This is a genomic window from Reyranella sp., assembly GCF_965229815.1.
Lineage (GTDB): Bacteria > Pseudomonadota > Alphaproteobacteria > Reyranellales > Reyranellaceae > Reyranella.
The window spans coordinates 1043144-1061309 of the sequence record NZ_CBDDJN010000002.1 but is presented as its reverse complement, the minus strand read 5'-3'; the positions used below and the strand labels follow the sequence as shown (position 1 = coordinate 1061309).

The window sequence follows — 18166 nt, the reverse complement described above, 5'->3', positions numbered from 1 at the left end:
GAGATGCCTATGGTCGCGCCCGTCTGTCACCCCGAGCGAAGCGAGGGGCCTTTCGGGACCAGGAAGGGTCCCTCGCTGCGCTCGGGATGACAGCGGGAGTCGTATCAGGCATGTGCCCTCAGTGCATGGTCACGAAGCGCTCGACCTGGCGCTTGTTCTGCAGGCGAACGACGCGCTTCTGGCCGGCGAGCGAGCGGCATTCGACGGCGTATCTCTCGCGATTGCGGCGATGGGTCTTGAGCGCCCAGAGGAGGATCGACTGGCGGCTCATGAAGGCGGTGCGGAAACTCTCGCGGTTGCCGGTCCCCCACAGCTCCTCGCCCGTGGCGGCGCGCCGCATCGTCCGGCGCATCAGGCGCCACATGACGAGCGACAGCGGCAGGTCGAGCCAGATCAGCGTGTCGGCGTTCGACCAGACCAGGTCGCGGACCTGGCCGTAGTTGCCGACCACGATCCAGCCCTCGTCGCGGGTCTCGCACTCCACCCGGTAGCGGAAGAGATCCAATGGGACGGGCTGCCAGCCGCGGCCCCAGTAGAGCGCGTCGAGCTCGATGACGCGCAGGCCCGTCTGCTCGGCGAGCCTCTCGGCCAGCCGGCTCTTGCCCGCCCCCGTGGTGCCGATGACGACGACACGCCGCACTCGAACCCCCTCCAACCGCGCGAAGTGTAGCGCCAAACCGGCCGTCATCGTAGGGTGCCGGCGCAAGTTGGGGGAGCGTTGATGCCGCAGATACTGTTCCGTAACCTGAACCTTCTCGACCCGCGCTGGAACGAGGCGCGCGGCGGCTACGAGGTTCTGGTCGAGGGCGACACCATCAGGGAGGTGTCGTCCAAGCCGATCAAGGCGGGCAATGCCCGAGTCGTCGACTGCGGCAAGCGGACCCTGATGCCGGGTCTGATCGACTGCCATGTCCATGTCTTCCTGGTCGAGGTGAACTTCCGCCTGCTCGAGGCGATGCCGCTCACCCTGCTGACGGCGAAGTCGGCCGACCTGATGAAGGGCATGATCGACCGCGGCTTCACCACCGTCCGCGACACCGGCGGCGCCGACTGGGGCATCAAGACTGCCGTCGAGTCCGGCCTGATCCCGGGCCCCCGCCTGTTCATCGCCGGCCGCGCCATCGGCCCGACCGGCGGCCACAGCGATTCCCGCCGCCGCACCGACTATGCCGCGGCCTCCTGCGGCTGCTGCAACGCCATGGTCTACAGCCTGGCCATCGCCGACGGCGCCGACGAGGTGCGCAAGGCGGTGCGCGAGCAGATGCGCCAGGGCGCCGACCAGGTGAAGATCATGTGCTCGGGCGGCGTCGCCTCGCCCTACGACCCGCTGGATTCCCTGCAGTTCTCCGAGGCCGAGATCGCCGCCGCGACCGACGAGGCCAAGGCCTTCGGCCGCTACGTGCTGGCCCATGCCTATTCGCCCGAGGCCATCACCCGGGCCATGAACAACGGCGTGCGCACCATCGAGCACGGCAACCTGATCGACGCCAAGGCCGCCCGGCTGGTGAAGTCCAAGGGCGGCTACATGGTGGCCAATCTCGTGACCTATTTCATCATGAAGGAACGGGCCGCCCAGTTCGGCATGACGCCCGACCAGCTCGAGAAGAACGAGGTCGTGCTCGAAGGCGCGCTGCGCTCGCTCGAAATTTGCAAGGCCGCCGGGGTGAAGGTCGGATACGGAAGCGATCTCCTGGGCCAGCTCCAGGTCGAGCAGAGCCGCGAGTTCATGTTCCGCGCCGAGGTGCTGAAGCCGATCGAGATCATCCGGCAGGCGACCACGATCGGCGCCGAGATCCTGCGCATGGAGGGCAAGCTCGGCACCGTGGCGCCCGGCGCCTTCGCCGACCTGATCCTGGTCGACGGCGACCCGCTGAAGAAGCTGGAGCTGTTCCTCGACCAGGGCGCCCACCTGCCGGTCATCATGAAGGGCGGCCAGTTCCACAAGAACACGCTGAAATGAGCCTTGATGTCATCCCGAGGCCGGAAGGCCGAGGGACCTTTGCGGATCAGGAAAGGTCCCTCGCTGCGCTCGGGATGACAGCGTTCGGAGAGTTTTGAATGTCGTTTCTGTTCAAGAATCTCAGCCTCCTCGACCCGCGCTGGAAGGAGGCACGTCCCGGCTACGAGGTGCTGGTCGAGGGCGACACCATCAAGGAGGTGTCGTCGAAGCCGATCAAGGCCTCGAAGGCCCGCGTCGTCGACTGCGGCAAGCGCACGCTGATGCCCGGCCTGATCGACTGCCACGTCCATACGCATCACAGCGAGGTCTACATCAACCGCATGGAGGCGGTGCCGCTGACGCTGATGATGGCGCGCTCGGCCGGCCGCCTGAAGCGCATGCTCGACCGCGGCTTCACCACGGTGCGCGATGCCGGCGGGGCCGACTGGGGCACCAAGACCGCGGTCGAATCGGGCCTGATCCCCGGCCCGCGCCTGTTCATTTCCTGCCGCTCGATCGGCCCGACCGGCGGCCACAACGACCGCAACCGGCGCACCGACATCGGCCCGCCCTGCCTGTGCTGCAACGGCATGGTATTCATCCGCTGCATCGCCGACGGGCCCGACGAGGTGCGCAAGGCGGCGCGCGAGCAGATGCGCCAGGGCGCCGACCAGGTGAAGCTGATGGTCTCGGGCGGCGTCGCCTCGCCCTACGACCCCCTGGAATCGCTGCAGTTCACCGAGGAGGAGATCACCGCGGCGGTCGAGGAGGCGCATGCCTTCGGCCGCTACGTGCTGACCCATGCCTACACGCCCGAGGCCATCACCCGCGCCGTGAAGTGCGGCGTGCGCACCATCGAGCACGGCAACCTGGTCGATGCGCCGACCGCCCGGCTGATGGCGAAGAAGGGCGTCTACATGATCCCCAACCTCGTCACCTACGACGCCATGAAGCGCCGCGCCAAGGAGCTCGGCATGCCCAACGAGATGCTCGAGAAGAACGACGAGGTGCTGAAATACGGCTTCGCCGAGCTCGAGCATTGCCGCAAGGCCGGCGTGAAGATGGCCTACGGCTCCGACCTGCTGGGCGCGCTGGAGGACGAGCAGACCGGCGAGTTCCGCATCCGCGGCGAGGTCATGCCGGCGATCGACGTCATCCGCTCGGCGACCCTGATCGGCGCCGAGGTCGTGCGCCAGGAAGGCAAGCTCGGCGTCATCGCGCCCGGCGCCTTCGCCGACCTGCTGGTGGTCGACGGCGATCCCCTGAAGGACCTCGGCCTGTTCCAGGACGGCGGCCCCAACCTCCCGGTCATCATGAAGGCCGGCAAGTTCCACAAGAACGCGCTATGAGCACGACGTCTCCTCGACTCCATCGACCCTTCTCAAATTCCTCTCCCCCGCTAGGGGGAGAGGCGAGGAGAGGGGGAATCGACGTGCGTAGCCCCCTCTCCCACCCTCTCCCCCTAGCGGGGGAGAGGAGCATGAGGAACATGAAGGCGATGAGGACGAATCTTTCCGATGGCTGACACCGTCGCCCTCATCCAGCGCCGCGCCCGCCGCTGGGCGCTGAACGGCGCCGCCGCGGTGGCGCTGGCCTATATCCTGACGCCGCTCACCTTCGTCACCTGGCTCGCCTTCTTCCGGCAGGAGATTCCCTCCTTTCCGCCCGAGGGCTACAGCCTGCGCTGGTTCGCCGCCATCCTCGACCAGCCGAAGTTCGTCGAGGGCTTCCGCATGAGCTTCGAGGTGGGCGTGCTGGCGACCTTCTTCGGCCTCGCGCTGGGCGTGCCGGCGGCGCTGGCCGTGGTGCGCCACCGATTCCCCTTCCGCGTGCCGCTGTCGCAGCTCCTGCTGATGCCGCTGATCGTGCCCGGAGTCGTGCTGGGCACGGCGATGTACGTCTTCCAGGTCGAGGCCGAGAATGGGCTCGACATGGACGTGCTCGGTACCTTTTATGCCCTGGTGGCCGGCCACACCGTGATCGTCATCCCCTGGGTGGTCCGCCTGGTCACGGCCAGCCTGGCCGGCGTCGACCGCAGCATCGAGGAGGCCGCGCAGAATCTTGGAGCCAATGCTTTCGTCACCTTCCGACGCATCACCCTGCCGGCCATCCGCCCGGGCATCGTCGCCGGCGCCCTGTTCGGCTTCGTGACCTCGTTCGGCAACCTCGAGATGAGCCTGTTCCTGGTCGGGCCGGGCCGGACCACCCTGCCGATCGTCGTGCTGCAGTATCTCGAGTGGAAGATCGATCCGACGATCGCGGCGGTGTCGGTGGTGCAGATCTTGCTGATCGGCATCGCCATGCTCATCACCGATCGATACGTCAAGCTGACCCGGGTCGTCTGATGGCTCAACTCGACATCATCGGGCTGGCCAAGCGGTACGGGGACTTCCACGCCGTCCGCGACGTCACGCTGAACATCCGGGACGGCGAGTTCCTGGTGCTGCTGGGACCGTCGGGCTGCGGCAAGACGACCACCCTGCGCATGGTCGCCGGCTTCATCGAGCCGACCGCCGGCCATGTCAGGCTGGGCGGCGCCGACGTCACGCTGCTGCCGCCGTGGAAGCGCAACGCCGGCATGGTGTTCCAGAACTACGCCCTGTTCCCGCACCTCACGGTGGCCGAGAACGTCGCCTTCGGCCTGGAGATGCGCAAGGTCGCCAAGGCCGAGATCGCGCAGCGCGTCGAGGAGACCCTGGCCCTGGTCCGCCTCACGGGGCTGGGCGACCGGCTGCCGCGCCAGCTCTCGGGCGGGCAGCAGCAGCGCGTGGCGCTGGCCCGCGCGCTCGCCATCCATCCCGACGTACTGCTGCTCGACGAGCCCCTCAGCAACCTCGACGCCAAGCTGCGCCAGGAGGTCCGGGTCGAGATCCGCGAGCTGCAGCGCAAGATGGGCCTGACCACCGTCATGGTGACCCACGACCAGGAAGAGGCCCTGACCATGGCCGACCGGCTGGTGGTCATGAGCGAGGGCGCGGTGCGCCAGGTCGGCAGCCAGCGCGACCTCTACGAGCAGCCGGCCGACCGCTTCGTCGCGGGCTTCGTCGGCCGCAGCACCTTTCTCGAGGGCACGCTGGAGGCTCCCGGGCGCTTCCGGACCGGGGGCGGCCTCGCGCTGGCCTGCACCGGCGGCGCGCCGGGACGCGCCGTGCTGGCGCTCCGGCCCGAGCAGATGGTGGTCCGGCCCGGCCCGGCCCCCGGACTCGACAACGACCTGCCGGGTACGGTGGAATTCGTGTCCTATCTCGGCGCACTGATCGACATTCACGTGCGCCTGTCACCGGCCGACCGCGTGGTGGTGCAGACCGCCAACCGCGAGGGCGGCTACGCACCGGATGTGGGGCAGAAGGTGCATGTCGGCTGGCCGGCGTCGGCTGGCCGGGTATTCGGCGAATAGGGGAAGGCAAAGTCTCGAGGAGGCAATCATGTCAACGAAGCTCACGATCAACCGTCGCACCGCGCTGGGCGGTGCGGCCGCCCTGGCGGCAGGCGCCGCCTTTCCGGCGGTTGCCCAGGACAACAAGCGCATCATCGTCGGCACCTGGGGCGGCGACTATTCCCGCCTGCTGACCAAGAACATCGACACGCCGCTCCTCGTTCCCGAGAAGTGGGAATGCGTGCATGCCGAGGAGAACGCCGATCCGCGCAAGGCCAAGATGATGGCCGAGCGCGCGCTGCGCCGCGGCACGGCCGACGTGCAGGGCCTGTCGGCCAACGACATGTTCAGCGTCGACCAGCAGGGACTGGCCGAGCAGCTCGACTATTCGAAGATGCCCAATGCCAAGAACCTGATCCCGGCGATGAAGTATCCCTACGGGATCGGCCACATCTATTCGGGCAAGGTCGTGCTCTACAATCCCGACATGATGCCGGCGCCCAGCGGGTTCGCCGACACGCTCGATCCCAAGCACGGCAACAAGCTTGGCATCATCGACATCCAGCGCCAGTACAACATGGTGGCGGCGGCGCTCGCCTCGGGCGGGTCGGTCAGCAACTTCGAGCCCGGCAAGGAGCGGCTGATCGCCTGCCGCAAGGCCGGCGCGCGCATCTATCCGTCCAACGAGGCCTTCGCCCAGGCGCTCAAGACCGGCGAGATCGCCTGCGGCATCATGTGGAAGGCCCGCGCCGTGCAGTGGCAGAACGCCGGCATCAAGGTGGAGACGGTGGCGCCCAAGGAAGGCGTGCCGATGTACGTCTCCGGCTTCGTGATGCCGAAGAACGCCCCCAACAAGGAAGGCGCCTATGCCTGGCTGAACGCCATGATGGCGCCGTCCGCTCAGGAGGCCTTCGCCGTCGACATGGGCTACAACCCGACCGTCACCAACGCCAAGGTGCCCGCGGACGTGCAGAAGCGCATCGGCTTCACGCCCGAGGAACAGAAGCGCCTGGTCGACCTCGACTACGCCTACATGGCCAAGAACGACGTCGCCTTCCAGGACTGGTGGAACAAGTCGTTCAAGGGATGACCGACGCCGCGATCGCCCGGGGCCCCGTCGCCGAAAGGCGGCGGGGCGAGAGCCTGACCGCCGCGTCGCTGCTGACGCCGGCGACGGTGTTCATCGCCATCGCGCTCCTGGCGCCGCTTGCCTTCCTGCTGCGCTACAGCCTGAACGAGTTCGAGCCGACCCGGAAGATGATGGTCGAGGCGGTCACGCTCGCCAACTACGTCAAGTTCTTCACCGACCCCTACTACACCGCCATCCTCTGGACGACGGTCCGCATCGCCGTCCTGGTGACGGCGGCCTGCCTGGTGCTGGGCTTCCCGCTCGCCTACGTCGTGGCGCGCACGCAGAGCCGCTTCAAGAACCTGCTGATCATCTCGATCGTCCTGCCGCTGTTCGTCGGCAACTCGGTGCGCGCGGCCGGCTGGATGGTCGTGTTCGGCAGCAAGGGCTTCGTCAACGCGAGCCTCATGGGGCTCGGCGTGATCAGTGTCCCCATCGAGATCATGTTCACCGAGAAGGCGGTCATCATCGGCATCATCGCCGTCAACCTGCCGTTCATGGTGCTCAGCCTGCAGAGCGTGATCGAGGGCATCGACCGCTCGGTCGAGGAGGCCGCCTTCAGCTTGGGCGCGCCGCCCGCGACCATGTTCCGGCGCGTGCTCTGGCCGCTGGCGCTGCCCGGCATCCTGGCCGGCACCATCCTGACCTTCATCCTGGCGATGAACGCCTATGCCACGCCCTTCCTGCTGGGCGGCCCGCTGTTCAAGATGATGGCGCCGCTGATCTACAACCAGTTCACCCAGCAGACCAACTGGCCGTTCGGCGGCGCCATCGCCTTCATCCTGATGGCCGTCACCCTGGCGCTGACCATCGCCGCCAACGTGATCATCCGCCGCCGCAACGCGCGCTAAAGCATGATGAGATTGGCTGGAACCAGCCAATCTCATCATGCTCTCCCGCAACCGGCGACATCCGTGCGCGCGGTGACTTGAGATTGATCTCGCTGGGGCGTGCCGTTCCGTGACGTTTCTTCCTCCCCAAGCAGAGCTTGGGGAGGTGGCCCGAAGGGCCGGAGGGGTCAGGAGCGTCGCGGCTGGACCCCATGACCCCTCCGGCCCTTCGGGCCACCTCCCCGCGCTGGTGCGCAGGGAGGACGAGAGCGCCACTGAAGTGGCGCGCCCCCAGCAAGATAACAATGGCTCTCAACTCATCGCGCCCTGGAGGGGGACCGGGCGGGCTATTCCAGCCGAACCCGTCCTGCTCTAGGATCGACCATGGCAGACGACATGCGCCCGCGGCGCTTCGCGGTCCTGATCGACGCGGACAATACCTCGCCGCGCATCGCCGCCGGGCTGTTCGAGGAGATCGCCAAGTTCGGCGAGGCGAGCGTCCGGCGCATCTATGGCGACTTCTCCAGCCCGCGGATGAGATCGTGGGCCGACATCCTGCAGCGCTACGCGATCGACCCCTACCAGCAGTTCGCCTACACGACCGGCAAGAACGCGTCCGACATCGCCCTGGTGATCGACGCCATGGACCTGCTGCATTCCGGGCGCTTCGACGGGTTCTGCCTCGTCTCCTCCGACAGCGACTTCACGCGGCTGGCCTCGCGCCTGCGCGAGGAGGGCGCCGACGTCTACGGGTTCGGCGCCCAGAAGACGCCCGAGAGCTTCCGCCAGGCCTGCCGGCGCTTCATCTACACCGAGAACCTGCTGCCCGACACCGAACCCGCGGCGCCGGGCCAGGCGCGGGCGCCCCGGGGGCGCGAGCCGGCCAGCGCCGCCGTGCCGCTGCTCACGCGGGCCGTGTCGCAGATGGATTCGGAGGACGGCTGGGTGCCGCTCGGCGTCGTCGGCCAGCAGCTCGCCAACATCGCCTCCGACTTCGACCCGCGGACCTACGGCTGCCGCAAGCTCTCGGACCTGGTGCGGCAGACCGGCGCCTTCGAGATCGACCAGGCCGAGGGCGGCCGCTCGGTGCGCATCCGCGCCCGCCCGGCGCCGCGAACGCCGGCGCCGCCCTCGCCGCGCCCCGCATCCGGCCGTCGCGCGCGGCCCGCCGATCCGTCGCGCTGACCGCCTCCGGTGAGACCATGCATATCGGCCTGATCGGCGGCATCGGCCCGGCCGCCACCGACTTCTACCATCGCGGCCTGATCGAGCGGCATGCGGCGGCCGGCATCCCGCTCGACCTGACCATCGCCTACGCCGACGCCCGCGAGATGACCCGCAACCTGGCGGCGGGCGATCCGTCGCGGCAGGCGGCAATCTTCGCCGGCCTCGTGGGCCGCCTGAAGGCGGCCGGCGCGGCCGCCGCCGCCGTCACCTCGATGGGCGGCCACTTCTGCATCCGCGAGCTGGCGGCGATCTCGCCGCTGCCGCTGCTCAGCGCCCTGCCGGCGGTGGACGCCGCACTGGCCCGGCGCGGGCTCGGGACCGTCGGCATCATCGGCACGCGCAATGTCATGGAAAGCGGCCTCTACGGCGCGATCACCGCGACGCGGGTGGTGGCGCCCGAGGGCGCGGAACGCGACCGCGTCCACCAGGCCTATGTCGACATGGCCGTGGTCGGCCATGTCGACGACGACCAGCGCCGCATCTTCTTCGAGGCCGGCCGCCGGCTCTGCCGCGAGCGGGGCGCGGAGGCGGTGCTGCTGGGCGGCACCGATCTCTTCATTGCCTTCGACGGCCGGGAGGCCGGCTTCCCCGTCATCGACTGCGCGGCCCTGCACGTCGAGGCGATCTTCGAAGCGTCCCGGGCCGCCTGACGCTCAGGCGCACTTCTGCATCAGGTTGGTGGTCGCGACGTCGCCGGGCGCGGCCCCCTGGCACTGCTCGAACAGGCGTCGCGCGGCGGGAATGTCGTTGCGGGAAAGGGCCTCGACGCCGGCCTCGAGCATTCCGCGCGTCCGCTTCTTGACCTCGCGCAGGCCTGCCGGATCGTGCTGGAAGACCTCGTAGACGGTCACCGGCCGGGTCTTGCCCTTGACCACGACGACGTCGATCGGCCGGAGGTCCCAGGCCTGGGGATCGGAGAGCTGGTCGACCGTGTCCTGCGTGACCAGCAGCCCGACCCCGTAGGTCTTGGTCAGCCCTTCGACGCGCGAGGCGAGATTGACGGCATCGGAGATCACCGTGCCGTCCATGCGGTGCTTCTCGCCGATCGTGCCCATCATCAGGCTGCCGGTGTTGAGGCCGATGCCGATGCCCAGCGGCGCCTGCCCCGCCGCCACGCGCTCGGCGTTGAAGGCGTCGAGCGTGGCCAGCATGTCGAGGCCGGCGGCCAGCGCGTCGTCGGCCGATTCGAACAGCGCCATGATGGCGTCGCCGATGTACTTGTCGATGAAGCCATTGTGATCGCGGATCACCGGCCCCATGCGCTCGAGATAGGCGTTGATGAAGGCGAAGTTCTCGTCGGGCGTCATGCCCTCCGACAGGGTCGTGAAGTTGCGGATGTCGGAGAACAGCACGGTCATGTTCTTCCGCTTGTTGTCGCCGAGCTGGACGTCGACGATGGAGGGCTTGCCGACCGTGGCCAGGAAGGCATGCGGCACGAAGCGCTCGATCGACAGGTTGGTCTGGCGCAGGTTGGTGATCGTGCTTCGCACAGCATCTCTCATGGTGGCGAAGCTGTTGGCGAGCTGGCCGATCTCGTCCGTGCGATCGGTGTTGGCGATCGCCTGGTCGAGGTCGCCCTGGGCAATGGCGCCGGCCTCTTTCCGCAGGTTGAACAGCGGGTCGAGGAGCTGGTGCTGCAGCAGTCGGGAGGCGATCCAGAAGACGACCGGCAGCATCAGGGCCAGCACCAGCAGCGAGCTCAGGAAGACCTGCACCACCGCCTGGCGCGCCAGGCCGACATCGTAGGTGATCTGACGGATGACGAACTTGGAGGTGACCGGATAGCCGGGGTCGGTGGCCGACTTGGTCTCCTCGCCGCTGTAGACCGTGAGGAGATGGCCGCCGTCGCTGGAGAGGGTCTCGCGCCGCGTCTTCGTCACGCGCTCGCTGAGCGCCGGATCGAGCTTCTTGCCGACATGGAGCAGCGACCAGGTCCCCGCCGGGGTCACCAGAAAGAGGTCGACCTCCTTCACGTAGGGGTTCGAGCGCACCGCGTCCGAGAACAGGTCGCGGAAGAAGAAGGTGCTCATCCAGCCGAAATTGCCCTGGGCGAGACTTTCCCGGACGTCGGTCGAGGTCTCGATGATGTAGTCCTTCCCCTTCGGGCCGAAGTAGCTGTAGGTCCGCAGCGTGCCGGTGAGGCTCGACAGGTCGATGCCGTCGTTCATCACCTTGCCGGCGTCGTAGACCGAGTCGAGAAACCGGGTGAAGGGGCTCTCGGGAAAGACGAGGTTCATGTCGCCCGGCAGGTTGGTCTGGAACACCTTGTGCGCGCGGTCGATGAAGTAGATGTGCTGGACGCCGAACTTGCGGGTGAGCGCATCGAGCTCGGCGACCGACAGGTCCTGGGGCGCCTGGCCCAGTCGGTCCAGCTCGGCGGCGATCTGCGGCAGCACCGTCTCCATGTGCGCCACGATGCGCTGGTGCTGGGAGCGGAGCATCGTCTCGAACACCGCGAAGCGCTCGGAAAGGCTGGCCTCCAGGCGCTCGATCTCGTTGGCCTGCTTTTCCGACACCAGCCGGTACATGGCGAGCGAGGCCACGACCATCGCCGCCAGGCTCACCGTCGCCATGACGACGAACAGGAACAGGCCGACCTTGCGCCTTATGCCCAAATCACGCCTCCGGCCCCGTCACGCAACCCCTCGCCGGAGCGAGACGACGCGCAGCACGTCCTCGGGCATTCGCGACTAGCTGTTGGTCCACAAGCGTGTCGTATAGGCCCCTTCGACGCCGGCGTCGATCTGGGCCGCCACGTCGGCGCCGGCCCCGATGCGTGGCGCGATGATCTTGCCGAACGATACGCGGCCTGGCGCCGGCCACGATTGGGGATCCCACAGCCTGGCCCGAACGATCGACCGGGCGCAGTGGAAGTAGCAGTGCTGGATATGGACCCGGGTGGCCAGCAGCGCGGGCTTGCCGAGCGAACCCAGCGAGGCCACGAGATCGGGATCGTCGAAGATCTCGGCCGTGCCGGACACCCGCAGCGTCTCGCCCGTGGCCGGCACGAGCGCGATCAGCCCGATCTTGCCGGTCGCCAGGATGTTGTTCAGCCCGAAGGCGAGGTTGTTGCCGACGCGCTCGGGGATCAGCAGCGTGCGCGGGTCCTCGACCCGGATGAACCCCGGCTCGTCGCCCTTGGGCGAGACCTCGACGGTGCCGTCGGCGGCGGTGGTGCCGACCAGGGCGAAGGGGCAGCGCTTCAGGAAGGCGATGGACTGTTCGTCCAGGGCATCGAGGATCTTGCTGCGGGTGGCCGGCCGGGGCTCGGCGATGATGCGGCGCAGGTCGTCGGTCGAGGTCAGGCGGGCCATGCTCATCCTTGCGAGTCGTTCGCAGCTACCATCGACGATCCGGAGGGGCGATTCAACCGGCCTTCAGCGCATCCATGTTGGCGTAGAGCCGGCGAAGGGCGGCCCTGAGACGGTCGGCCTCCGCCGGATCGAAGCCGTCGAGGGCGACCCGCTCGTAGCGGTCGGCGACCGGCAGCAGGCGGGCGGTCAGCCGCCGGCCCGCCGCCGTCGTGGCGACGGTCACGGCGCGGGCGTCGCCCGGCTCGGGACGCCGCCGCACCAGCCCCCGCTTCTCCATGCCGTCGACGAGGCGGGTCAGCGTCGAGACCTCGATCGCCGTCGTCGCCGCGAGATCGCCCATGCGCCGCCCGTCGTGCTCGCGCAGTGCCGCCAGCACGCGCCAGATCTGCAGCGTGGCGCCGAGCCGGCGCACCTCGGCATCGAAGGCGGTGGCCAGCCGGGCGCCGGCCCGGTTCAGCAGATAGGGCAGGTAGGAATCGAGCGGCCCCATTCCCGCGTCTCCCTCACGCCGCGAAGTGCGGCGCGACCTCGCGCATGAAGCGCTCCATCTGCTCCTTCACCAGCGCATGCGGCTTCTGCCCGTAGTTGAAGTACAGGATGACCTCGGCGATGCCGGCCGCCTCGACCTGCTTCAGCGTGTCGACGATGTGCTGCGGGCTGCCGCACAGGATCGACTTGTCGGTGAGCTTCTCGGGCCGCATGTCGCGCAGGATGTTCACGATCTCGACGAAGTACTTGTAGGTCGGCGGCACCTTCTCGCCCGAGGAGGAGGGGAAGGCGGCGACCAGCGCGTCCTGGAAGTAGCGCACCAGCGCCTCGCGCCCGTACTGCTCCTCCGCCGGGGTCGAGGCGATGTGCACGAAGTACGAGCACATGGCCCGGCGCATCGGCCGCTTGTGGCCGGTCTCGCAGGTCTCGCGGTAGACCCGCACGGCGTCGGCCAGCGAGCCGTAGACCATCGCCGCCGCGAACGGCGCGTAGATCACGTTCCAGTCGTTGCGCGCCGCGAGCTCCATCGACGGCCGCGAGAAGCAGGCGACGTAGGGCCGGAGCGGCGTCTGCGCCGGCCGCGGCCGCACCTCGACGTCGGAGAACTGGTAGAAGCGGCCCTTGTGCGACCACTTGCCGGGCTCGGTCCAGGCGCGCCACAGGACCTCCATGCCTTCGGCGAACAGCTCGGCCGAGTCCTCGAACGGCGCCTGGAAGGGCTCGTACTCCTTGCGGTCGTAGCCGCGGCCGGCCGCGAAGTCGACGCGGCCGCCCGACAACAGGTCGAGCGTCGCCCATTCCTCCGCGACGTGCAGCGGATGGTGCACCGGCAGGAGCGTCACCGCCGGTGCCAGCCGCAGCTTCGTCGTCGCGCCGGCGAGCTGGGCCAGCATGGCGAGCGGCGAGGCGTTGACGCCCAGCAGGTTGAAATGGTGCTCGCCGATCCAGGCGGAGTTCAGGCCGACCGTCTCGGCCCACAGCGCCTCGGCATAGATGTCCTTCAGGAAATCCTCGGCCGTCCGCTTGTTGCCGGGATAGCGGTTGTCGCTCAGCGTGAAGTATCCGAACTGCATCGTCCCTCCCTTTGCCGGGAGGATCGGCTCACGCCAGATATTTGTAAACGCAAATATCTGTTGCGGACGCGCGGCGGGCCGTCAGACGGTGGTGGGCGGGGTCTCGGCCAGGGTCATGATCCAGTCGCGGAACGCCTTGATCTTGCGCCGCCGGATCGCCTCCGGCGGGTAGACCAGGTAGTAGGCGAACTCGCTCGAGCGGCGGAAGTCGAAGGGTACGACGAGGCGTCCGGCCTTGAGGTCGGGCTCGACCAGCGGCTGGCGGCCGAGCGCCACGCCCAGCCCGTCCATCGCGGCCTGGTAGGCGGCCAGCGCGAAGTCGAACGACACGCCGCGCGAGGCATCGACACCCTTGATGCCGGCGGCGGTCAGCCAGACCTGCCAGTCGTCGGGGAAGTTGCCGATGTGCAGCAGCGTGAAGCGCCTGAGGTCGGCCGGCTTCTTCAGCCCGTTGGGGCCCTTGGCCAGCGCCGGCGCGCAGACCGGCATGACGTCCTCGCGGACCAGGCGCTCGGCGGTGAGCGACGGCCACTGGCCGCGGCCGTAGCGGATGCCGATGTCGACATCCTCGCGGCTGAAGTCGACGAGGCCGGTGCCGGTGCTGACGCGCACGTCGATCTCCGGATGGTTGCGCTGGAAGCCGCCCAGGCGCGGCACCAGCCACTTCACGGCGAAGGACGAGGTCGTGGTCACGGTGAGGCTGCCGCCGCGATCCTTCTGCAGCAGCTTCTCGGTCGCCTCGTTCAGCTGGTCGAAGGCGGCGCGCACGGACGGCAGGTAGGCCTGGCCCGCCTCCGACAGCAGAAGCGAGCGGTTCCTGCGCACGAACAATTTTAATCCGAGCCGCTGCTCCAGCCCGCGCACCTGGTGGCTGATCGCGGCCTGCGTGACGCTGAGCTCGTCGGCGGCATCGGTAAAGCTCATATGGCGCGCCGCCGCTTCGAAGGCGCGCAACCCGTTGAGCGGCGGCAAGGTTCGCTTCATGACCGTCCCATCACATTAGCTATTCTTATCAAAACAGGACAAAGGGTCGTTTGTAAAGAAGCGCCCCCGGCCTCAAATCGCAACCATCGATGGTTCACTTCGAAACGGGGAGACACCCCATGGCCGACCTTTCCCTTCATTACGCTTCCAAGACTCCGCTGGCCGGCACGGCCGGCGCCTTCGCCGCCTTCCACGGCATCCTCGCCACCTGGCGCCGGCGCAGCCGCGAACGCCAGGAGCTCGCCACGATGGACCAGCGAGTCCTGCGCGACGTCGGGCTGAGCGCGAGCGAGGTGGCGTTCGAGGCCAACAAGCCCTTCTGGCGCGCCTGACACCGCACGCCTGATCCCGAGATCCGGAGCCTGGCCCGCTTCTACCCTGCCCGGGCCATACCCTTCTCCGGACACTGGCCGGCGGTCGACCCCTCAGCCTCCCTGTCGACCGCCGGCTTTTTCTTTGCCCGCACCCCGGAGCCCGCGCTACGGCAGTCGGGATGACCGCCGTCTTCCTGCCGCTCGCCCTGATCGCGCTGCTGGGCGCCCTGCTGCGCCGCTTCGGCACCGACATGGAGGACAAGCGCCGCACGCTGAACCTCCTGGTCCTGAACGTCTTCCTGCCGGCGCTGGTGTTCCACACGGTGATGGACTCGAAGGTCGACCGGCTGTTCGTCGAGATCCCGCTGGCCGCGTCGTTCGGCGTCCTGGGCTGCCTGGCCGCGGGCTTCCTCGTCTTCCATTTCCTGCCGATCCCGGGCCCGACCAAGGGCGCCATGATGCTGGGCGCGGCCTTCGGCAACGTCACCTATCTCGGCCTGCCGGTCCTGCTCGGCACCTTTCCCGGCCACGCCGACGAGGTGTCGGTGGTCGCCGTGCTGTTCGAGGTCACCAAGTCGTCGCTCAACCTGACGCTCGGCGCCATGATCGCCATCGCCTACGGGACGCAGGAACGCATCACCTTCGCCCGGACCGCGTCGGAGGCGCTGAAGCTGCCGCCGATCTGGGCGCTGGCCGTGGCCATCGGCTGGAAAGCCAGCGGCATCCCCTGCCCCGCCGTCCTGATGGAAGCGGCCGCCCTGCTGGCCGCGGCGGTGACCGGCATCATGATCCTGTCGCTCGGCATGGCGCTCCGGTTCCGGCCGACGCGACTGATGGCGCTCACCGTGCCGGTGGCGGCGATCAAGCTCGGCCTGTCGCCGCTGCTGGTCGCGCAGGTCCTGGGACCGCTCGGCATCACGGGCCTCGCCGCCGATGCGAGCCTGCTCGAGGCGGCCATGCCGAGCCAGCTCCTGTCCTTCGTCATCGCCGGCCGCTTCGGCCTCGACGAGGAGACGCTGGCCTTCGTCATCATGGCCGACACGATCCTGGCCTTCGCCACCCTGCCGCTGATTCAGGCCGTTGTGGCGGCCTGAGGCCGCCTCTGCTAGAGGCCGCGCGTGCCGCTTTCGGACTCCCAGATCCAGATCCTCGCCCGCGACGCCATGCAGCACGCCGCGGCGGGCGACTTCGCCAACGCCGAACCGCTGCTGGCGCAGATCGCGGAGGCGCGCCCCAATTCGGGCCAGGCGCTGCACCTGCTGGGCCAGGCGCGGCTGAAGCTCGGCCGTTTCGCCGACGCCCGCGAGCCGCTGGAGCGCGCCGCCAAGTTCCTGCCGCGCGAGGCCGCCGCGCAGGTGAACCTCGCCGGCTGCCTCACCCTGCTGGGCGAGCATGCGGCCGCGCTGGCCGCGCTCGAGCGCGCCGCGCGCCTGAAGCCGGGAGACGCCGCCATCGCCCACAATCGCGGCCGCACGCTCGAGGCGCTGGGCCGGCCCGACGAGGCGGCGCTGGCCTACGACGAGGCGCTGTCGATCGACCATCGCCTGATGCCGTCGCTGTCGGCCCGCGCCGCGCTCGCGGCCTCGCGCGGCGACTGGATGGGCGCGCTCGCCGACCTCGACATGGCGCTGACCAGCCGTCCTGACGACCCGCACCTGCGCCTGCGGCGCGGCGAGCTGCTGCTGCGCCAGGGCGACTGGCTGCGCGGCCTGGCCGATCACGAGGCCCGCCTGGAGATCGCGGCCGAGCGCTACGCGCCCAACCTGCCGCGCTGGCAGGGCGAGCCGCTCGAGGGGCTCCTGCTGGTCTATCCCGAGCAGGCCGACATCGAGAGCGACGCGGCGATCCGCGACACGCTGATGCTGGCCCGCGGCGTCGACGCCGTCGTGCAGTGCGCGGCGCCGGTCGCCAACTGGCTCGACCGGCCGACCGTCCTCCGCGATGCGGCGCTCGACGGGTTCGCGGCCGCCGCGCCGCTGCGCAGCCTGCCCCATCTGCTCGGCTGGACATTGGAGAGCCTGCCGCCGCCCGCCGCGGCGCGGCGCCCCGCCGGCGCCGGCGATCGCATCGGCTGGTTCGCCGGGCGCGAGCCGCCGGCCGGGCTCGCCGTCGAGCGCGATCCGGCGCGCATCGCCGACTGCCGCCTGGTGGTCGGCGACGATACCGCGCCCACCCATCTCGCCGCGCTGATGGGCGTGCCGACGCTGCTGCTGCGGACGGCTTCCGCCGACTGGATGCTGGGACCGCACGACGGCCCATCGCCCTGGTATCCCGGCCTCGAGATCGTGGCGGAAGACGATGCCGAGGCGCTCGCCGAGCGGCTGCGGGCAGCAGGAATTCCGGCGGCCGACGCCTGACCGACCCTCACGACGTCGCGGTCGCCACCTTGCGGAACCGCAGGAGCCCGAGGCCGAGGAACAGCGCGCCCATGGCGGCCACGGCGAGATACTGCGGCCACACGACGTCGATACCCGCGCCGCGATAGAGGATCGCCTGGGCGAAGGACACGAAGTGCGTGGTGGGCGAGGCCTGCATGATGGTGCGCAGGAAGGTCGGCATGCTTTCCAGCGGCGTGTTGGCGCCCGACAACATGTTGAGCGGGATGGCCACCAGCATGAACAGCAAGCCGAGCTGGGGCATGGTGCGGGCGATCGTCGCCAGGAAGACGCCGACCGAGGTCGCGAAGAAGAGGTATAGCGCCACGCCGGCCAGGAACAGAGGGACCGAGCCGGCGATCGGGATGGCCAGCAGGTGGCGCACGACGAGGGAGACCGACAGGGCGACGGCGACCGTGATGACGAGCCCGTTGGCCAGGATCTTGGACATCGCGATCTCGAACGGGCTGACCGGCATGACCAGGAGATGGTCCATGGTGCCATGCTCGCGCTCGCGCACGACCGCCGCGCCGGCCAGGATGATCGCCAGCATGGTCACGCTGTTGATCAGGCCCATGACGGCGGTGAACCAGGCGGTCGCGACGTTGGGGTTGAAGGCGAAGCGCACCTGCAGGTCGACGGGCGCGGCCCGCGATGGGCCGGCGCGCGCGACGAAGGAGTCGATCTCGGCCTGCAGGATCTGCTGGGCGTAGCCCGAGCCGATGCCGGCCTGCATCATCGCCGTGGCGTCTACGGCGAGCTGTAGCGCCGGCTGCCGGCCGCCCAGCACGTCGCGCTCGAAGTGCGGCGGAATGTCGAGGATGAAGGTGAACTTCCCGGTGTTCATGAGATGGTCGACGTCGCCGATGGCGACCGGCCGGGGCGGCTTGAAGTAGGGCGGCAGGAAGGCCCGGGCGAGGCGTCGCGACAGCTCGGAATGGTCCTCGTCGACGATGCCGATCGATGCATTGTGCAGCTCCTGCGAGCTGCTCTGCGCCTGGGCGATGATGGCCAGCGAGAAGGAGTAGACGACCAGCGCCAGCAGCACCCAGTCGCGGAAGAAGCTGCGCAGCTCCTTGCCGGCCAGCCACAGGATGTTCTCGGCGGCGCGCATGG

Annotated in this window: 18 protein-coding genes; 11 read left to right on the top strand and 7 right to left on the bottom strand. The window is 69.0% G+C overall.

Annotated elements, in window-relative coordinates; all coding sequences use genetic code 11:
• Positions 1–118: 118 nt before the first annotated feature.
• Positions 119–640, bottom strand: a complete 522-nt coding sequence (locus ACO073_RS05595) for a hypothetical protein (RefSeq protein WP_421996116.1) — start codon at positions 638–640, stop codon at positions 119–121.
• 81 nt (positions 641–721) lie between these two features.
• Between ACO073_RS05595 and ACO073_RS05590 the strand changes: the two genes are divergently transcribed.
• The 8 genes from ACO073_RS05590 to ACO073_RS05555 all read left to right on the top strand — a co-directional run bounded on the left by ACO073_RS05590 (position 722) and on the right by ACO073_RS05555 (position 9151).
• Positions 722–1960, top strand: coding sequence for an amidohydrolase family protein (locus ACO073_RS05590; protein ID WP_421996114.1), 1239 nt, complete (start codon positions 722–724; stop codon positions 1958–1960).
• A gap of 98 nt (positions 1961–2058) precedes the next feature.
• Complete coding sequence (locus tag ACO073_RS05585; protein ID WP_421996111.1) at positions 2059–3288, top strand: amidohydrolase family protein; 1230 nt, start codon at positions 2059–2061, stop codon at positions 3286–3288.
• Between the two features lie 168 nt (positions 3289–3456).
• On the top strand, positions 3457–4284 hold the full coding sequence (locus tag ACO073_RS05580; protein WP_421996109.1) for an ABC transporter permease: 828 nt from the start codon (positions 3457–3459) through the stop codon (positions 4282–4284).
• Entirely contained in the window at positions 4284–5336 is a 1053-nt protein-coding gene (locus ACO073_RS05575; RefSeq protein ID WP_421996107.1) for an ABC transporter ATP-binding protein, read from the top strand. Before ACO073_RS05580 ends, ACO073_RS05575 begins: the two co-directional genes overlap by 1 nt.
• A gap of 28 nt (positions 5337–5364) precedes the next feature.
• Complete coding sequence (locus tag ACO073_RS05570; protein ID WP_421996105.1) at positions 5365–6405, top strand: ABC transporter substrate-binding protein; 1041 nt, start codon at positions 5365–5367, stop codon at positions 6403–6405.
• On the top strand, positions 6402–7295 hold the full coding sequence (locus ACO073_RS05565; RefSeq protein WP_421996103.1) for an ABC transporter permease: 894 nt from the start codon (positions 6402–6404) through the stop codon (positions 7293–7295). The genes ACO073_RS05570 and ACO073_RS05565 overlap by 4 nt, the downstream gene beginning before the upstream one ends.
• Before the next feature lie 363 nt (positions 7296–7658).
• The gene (locus ACO073_RS05560; RefSeq protein WP_421996101.1) at positions 7659–8459 is read left to right on the top strand and encodes an NYN domain-containing protein; all 801 of its coding nucleotides are present in this window, start codon (positions 7659–7661) and stop codon (positions 8457–8459) included.
• Positions 8460–8476: 17 nt separating this feature from the next.
• Positions 8477–9151: an aspartate/glutamate racemase family protein gene (locus ACO073_RS05555; RefSeq protein ID WP_421996099.1), complete on the top strand. Its 675-nt coding sequence runs from the start codon at positions 8477–8479 to the stop codon at positions 9149–9151.
• A gap of 3 nt (positions 9152–9154) precedes the next feature.
• Here ACO073_RS05555 and ACO073_RS05550 read toward each other — a convergent pair whose 3' ends face one another.
• The 5 genes from ACO073_RS05550 to ACO073_RS05530 form a co-directional block, all read right to left on the bottom strand.
• Positions 9155–11116: an adenylate/guanylate cyclase domain-containing protein gene (locus tag ACO073_RS05550; RefSeq protein ID WP_421996097.1), complete on the bottom strand. Its 1962-nt coding sequence runs from the start codon at positions 11114–11116 to the stop codon at positions 9155–9157.
• 75 nt (positions 11117–11191) lie between these two features.
• Positions 11192–11815 carry an MSMEG_1061 family FMN-dependent PPOX-type flavoprotein gene (locus tag ACO073_RS05545; RefSeq protein WP_421996095.1) on the bottom strand — a complete coding sequence of 208 codons (624 nt, stop codon included), beginning with the start codon at positions 11813–11815 and terminating at the stop codon, positions 11192–11194.
• Between the two features lie 52 nt (positions 11816–11867).
• Entirely contained in the window at positions 11868–12305 is a 438-nt protein-coding gene (locus tag ACO073_RS05540; RefSeq protein WP_421996093.1) for a MarR family winged helix-turn-helix transcriptional regulator, read from the bottom strand.
• 13 nt (positions 12306–12318) lie between these two features.
• A complete protein-coding gene (locus tag ACO073_RS05535) occupies positions 12319–13377 on the bottom strand; it encodes an LLM class flavin-dependent oxidoreductase (RefSeq protein ID WP_421996091.1) in 1059 nt (352 codons plus the stop codon).
• Between the two features lie 81 nt (positions 13378–13458).
• A complete protein-coding gene (locus ACO073_RS05530) occupies positions 13459–14361 on the bottom strand; it encodes a transcriptional regulator GcvA (RefSeq protein ID WP_421996089.1) in 903 nt (300 codons plus the stop codon).
• A gap of 119 nt (positions 14362–14480) precedes the next feature.
• Between ACO073_RS05530 and ACO073_RS05525 the strand changes: the two genes are divergently transcribed.
• From ACO073_RS05525 to ACO073_RS05515, 3 genes are all read left to right on the top strand, one after another.
• Positions 14481–14693, top strand: coding sequence for a DUF1127 domain-containing protein (locus ACO073_RS05525; protein WP_421996087.1), 213 nt, complete (start codon positions 14481–14483; stop codon positions 14691–14693).
• A 161-nt stretch (positions 14694–14854) separates the two neighbouring features.
• On the top strand, positions 14855–15769 hold the full coding sequence (locus tag ACO073_RS05520; RefSeq protein WP_421996085.1) for an AEC family transporter: 915 nt from the start codon (positions 14855–14857) through the stop codon (positions 15767–15769).
• Positions 15770–15793: 24 nt separating this feature from the next.
• Entirely contained in the window at positions 15794–17032 is a 1239-nt protein-coding gene (locus ACO073_RS05515) for a tetratricopeptide repeat protein (protein ID WP_421996083.1), read from the top strand.
• 7 nt (positions 17033–17039) lie between these two features.
• Here the strand turns inward: ACO073_RS05515 and ACO073_RS05510 are convergent, their stop codons facing one another.
• The gene (locus ACO073_RS05510; RefSeq protein WP_421996081.1) at positions 17040–18164 is read right to left on the bottom strand and encodes an ABC transporter permease; all 1125 of its coding nucleotides are present in this window, start codon (positions 18162–18164) and stop codon (positions 17040–17042) included.
• Positions 18165–18166: the final 2 nt, after the last annotated feature.

Bases quoted from the DNA above. Each gene is read 5' to 3' on its own strand.
- ACO073_RS05590 (WP_421996114.1), top strand. From the start codon at position 722: ATGCCGCAGATACTGTTCCGTAACCTGAACCTTCTCGACCCGCGCTGG.
- ACO073_RS05585 (WP_421996111.1), top strand. From the start codon at position 2,059: ATGTCGTTTCTGTTCAAGAATCTCAGCCTCCTCGACCCGCGCTGGAAG.
- ACO073_RS05580 (WP_421996109.1), top strand. From the start codon at position 3,457: ATGGCTGACACCGTCGCCCTCATCCAGCGCCGCGCCCGCCGCTGGGCG.
- ACO073_RS05575 (WP_421996107.1), top strand. From the start codon at position 4,284: ATGGCTCAACTCGACATCATCGGGCTGGCCAAGCGGTACGGGGACTTC.
- ACO073_RS05570 (WP_421996105.1), top strand. From the start codon at position 5,365: ATGTCAACGAAGCTCACGATCAACCGTCGCACCGCGCTGGGCGGTGCG.
- ACO073_RS05565 (WP_421996103.1), top strand. From the start codon at position 6,402: ATGACCGACGCCGCGATCGCCCGGGGCCCCGTCGCCGAAAGGCGGCGG.
- ACO073_RS05560 (WP_421996101.1), top strand. From the start codon at position 7,659: ATGGCAGACGACATGCGCCCGCGGCGCTTCGCGGTCCTGATCGACGCG.
- ACO073_RS05555 (WP_421996099.1), top strand. From the start codon at position 8,477: ATGCATATCGGCCTGATCGGCGGCATCGGCCCGGCCGCCACCGACTTC.
- ACO073_RS05545 (WP_421996095.1), bottom strand. From the start codon at position 11,815: ATGGCCCGCCTGACCTCGACCGACGACCTGCGCCGCATCATCGCCGAG.
- ACO073_RS05540 (WP_421996093.1), bottom strand. From the start codon at position 12,305: ATGGGGCCGCTCGATTCCTACCTGCCCTATCTGCTGAACCGGGCCGGC.
- ACO073_RS05535 (WP_421996091.1), bottom strand. From the start codon at position 13,377: ATGCAGTTCGGATACTTCACGCTGAGCGACAACCGCTATCCCGGCAAC.
- ACO073_RS05530 (WP_421996089.1), bottom strand. From the start codon at position 14,361: ATGAAGCGAACCTTGCCGCCGCTCAACGGGTTGCGCGCCTTCGAAGCG.
- ACO073_RS05525 (WP_421996087.1), top strand. From the start codon at position 14,481: ATGGCCGACCTTTCCCTTCATTACGCTTCCAAGACTCCGCTGGCCGGC.
- ACO073_RS05520 (WP_421996085.1), top strand. From the start codon at position 14,855: ATGACCGCCGTCTTCCTGCCGCTCGCCCTGATCGCGCTGCTGGGCGCC.
- ACO073_RS05510 (WP_421996081.1), bottom strand. From the start codon at position 18,164: ATGCGCGCCGCCGAGAACATCCTGTGGCTGGCCGGCAAGGAGCTGCGC.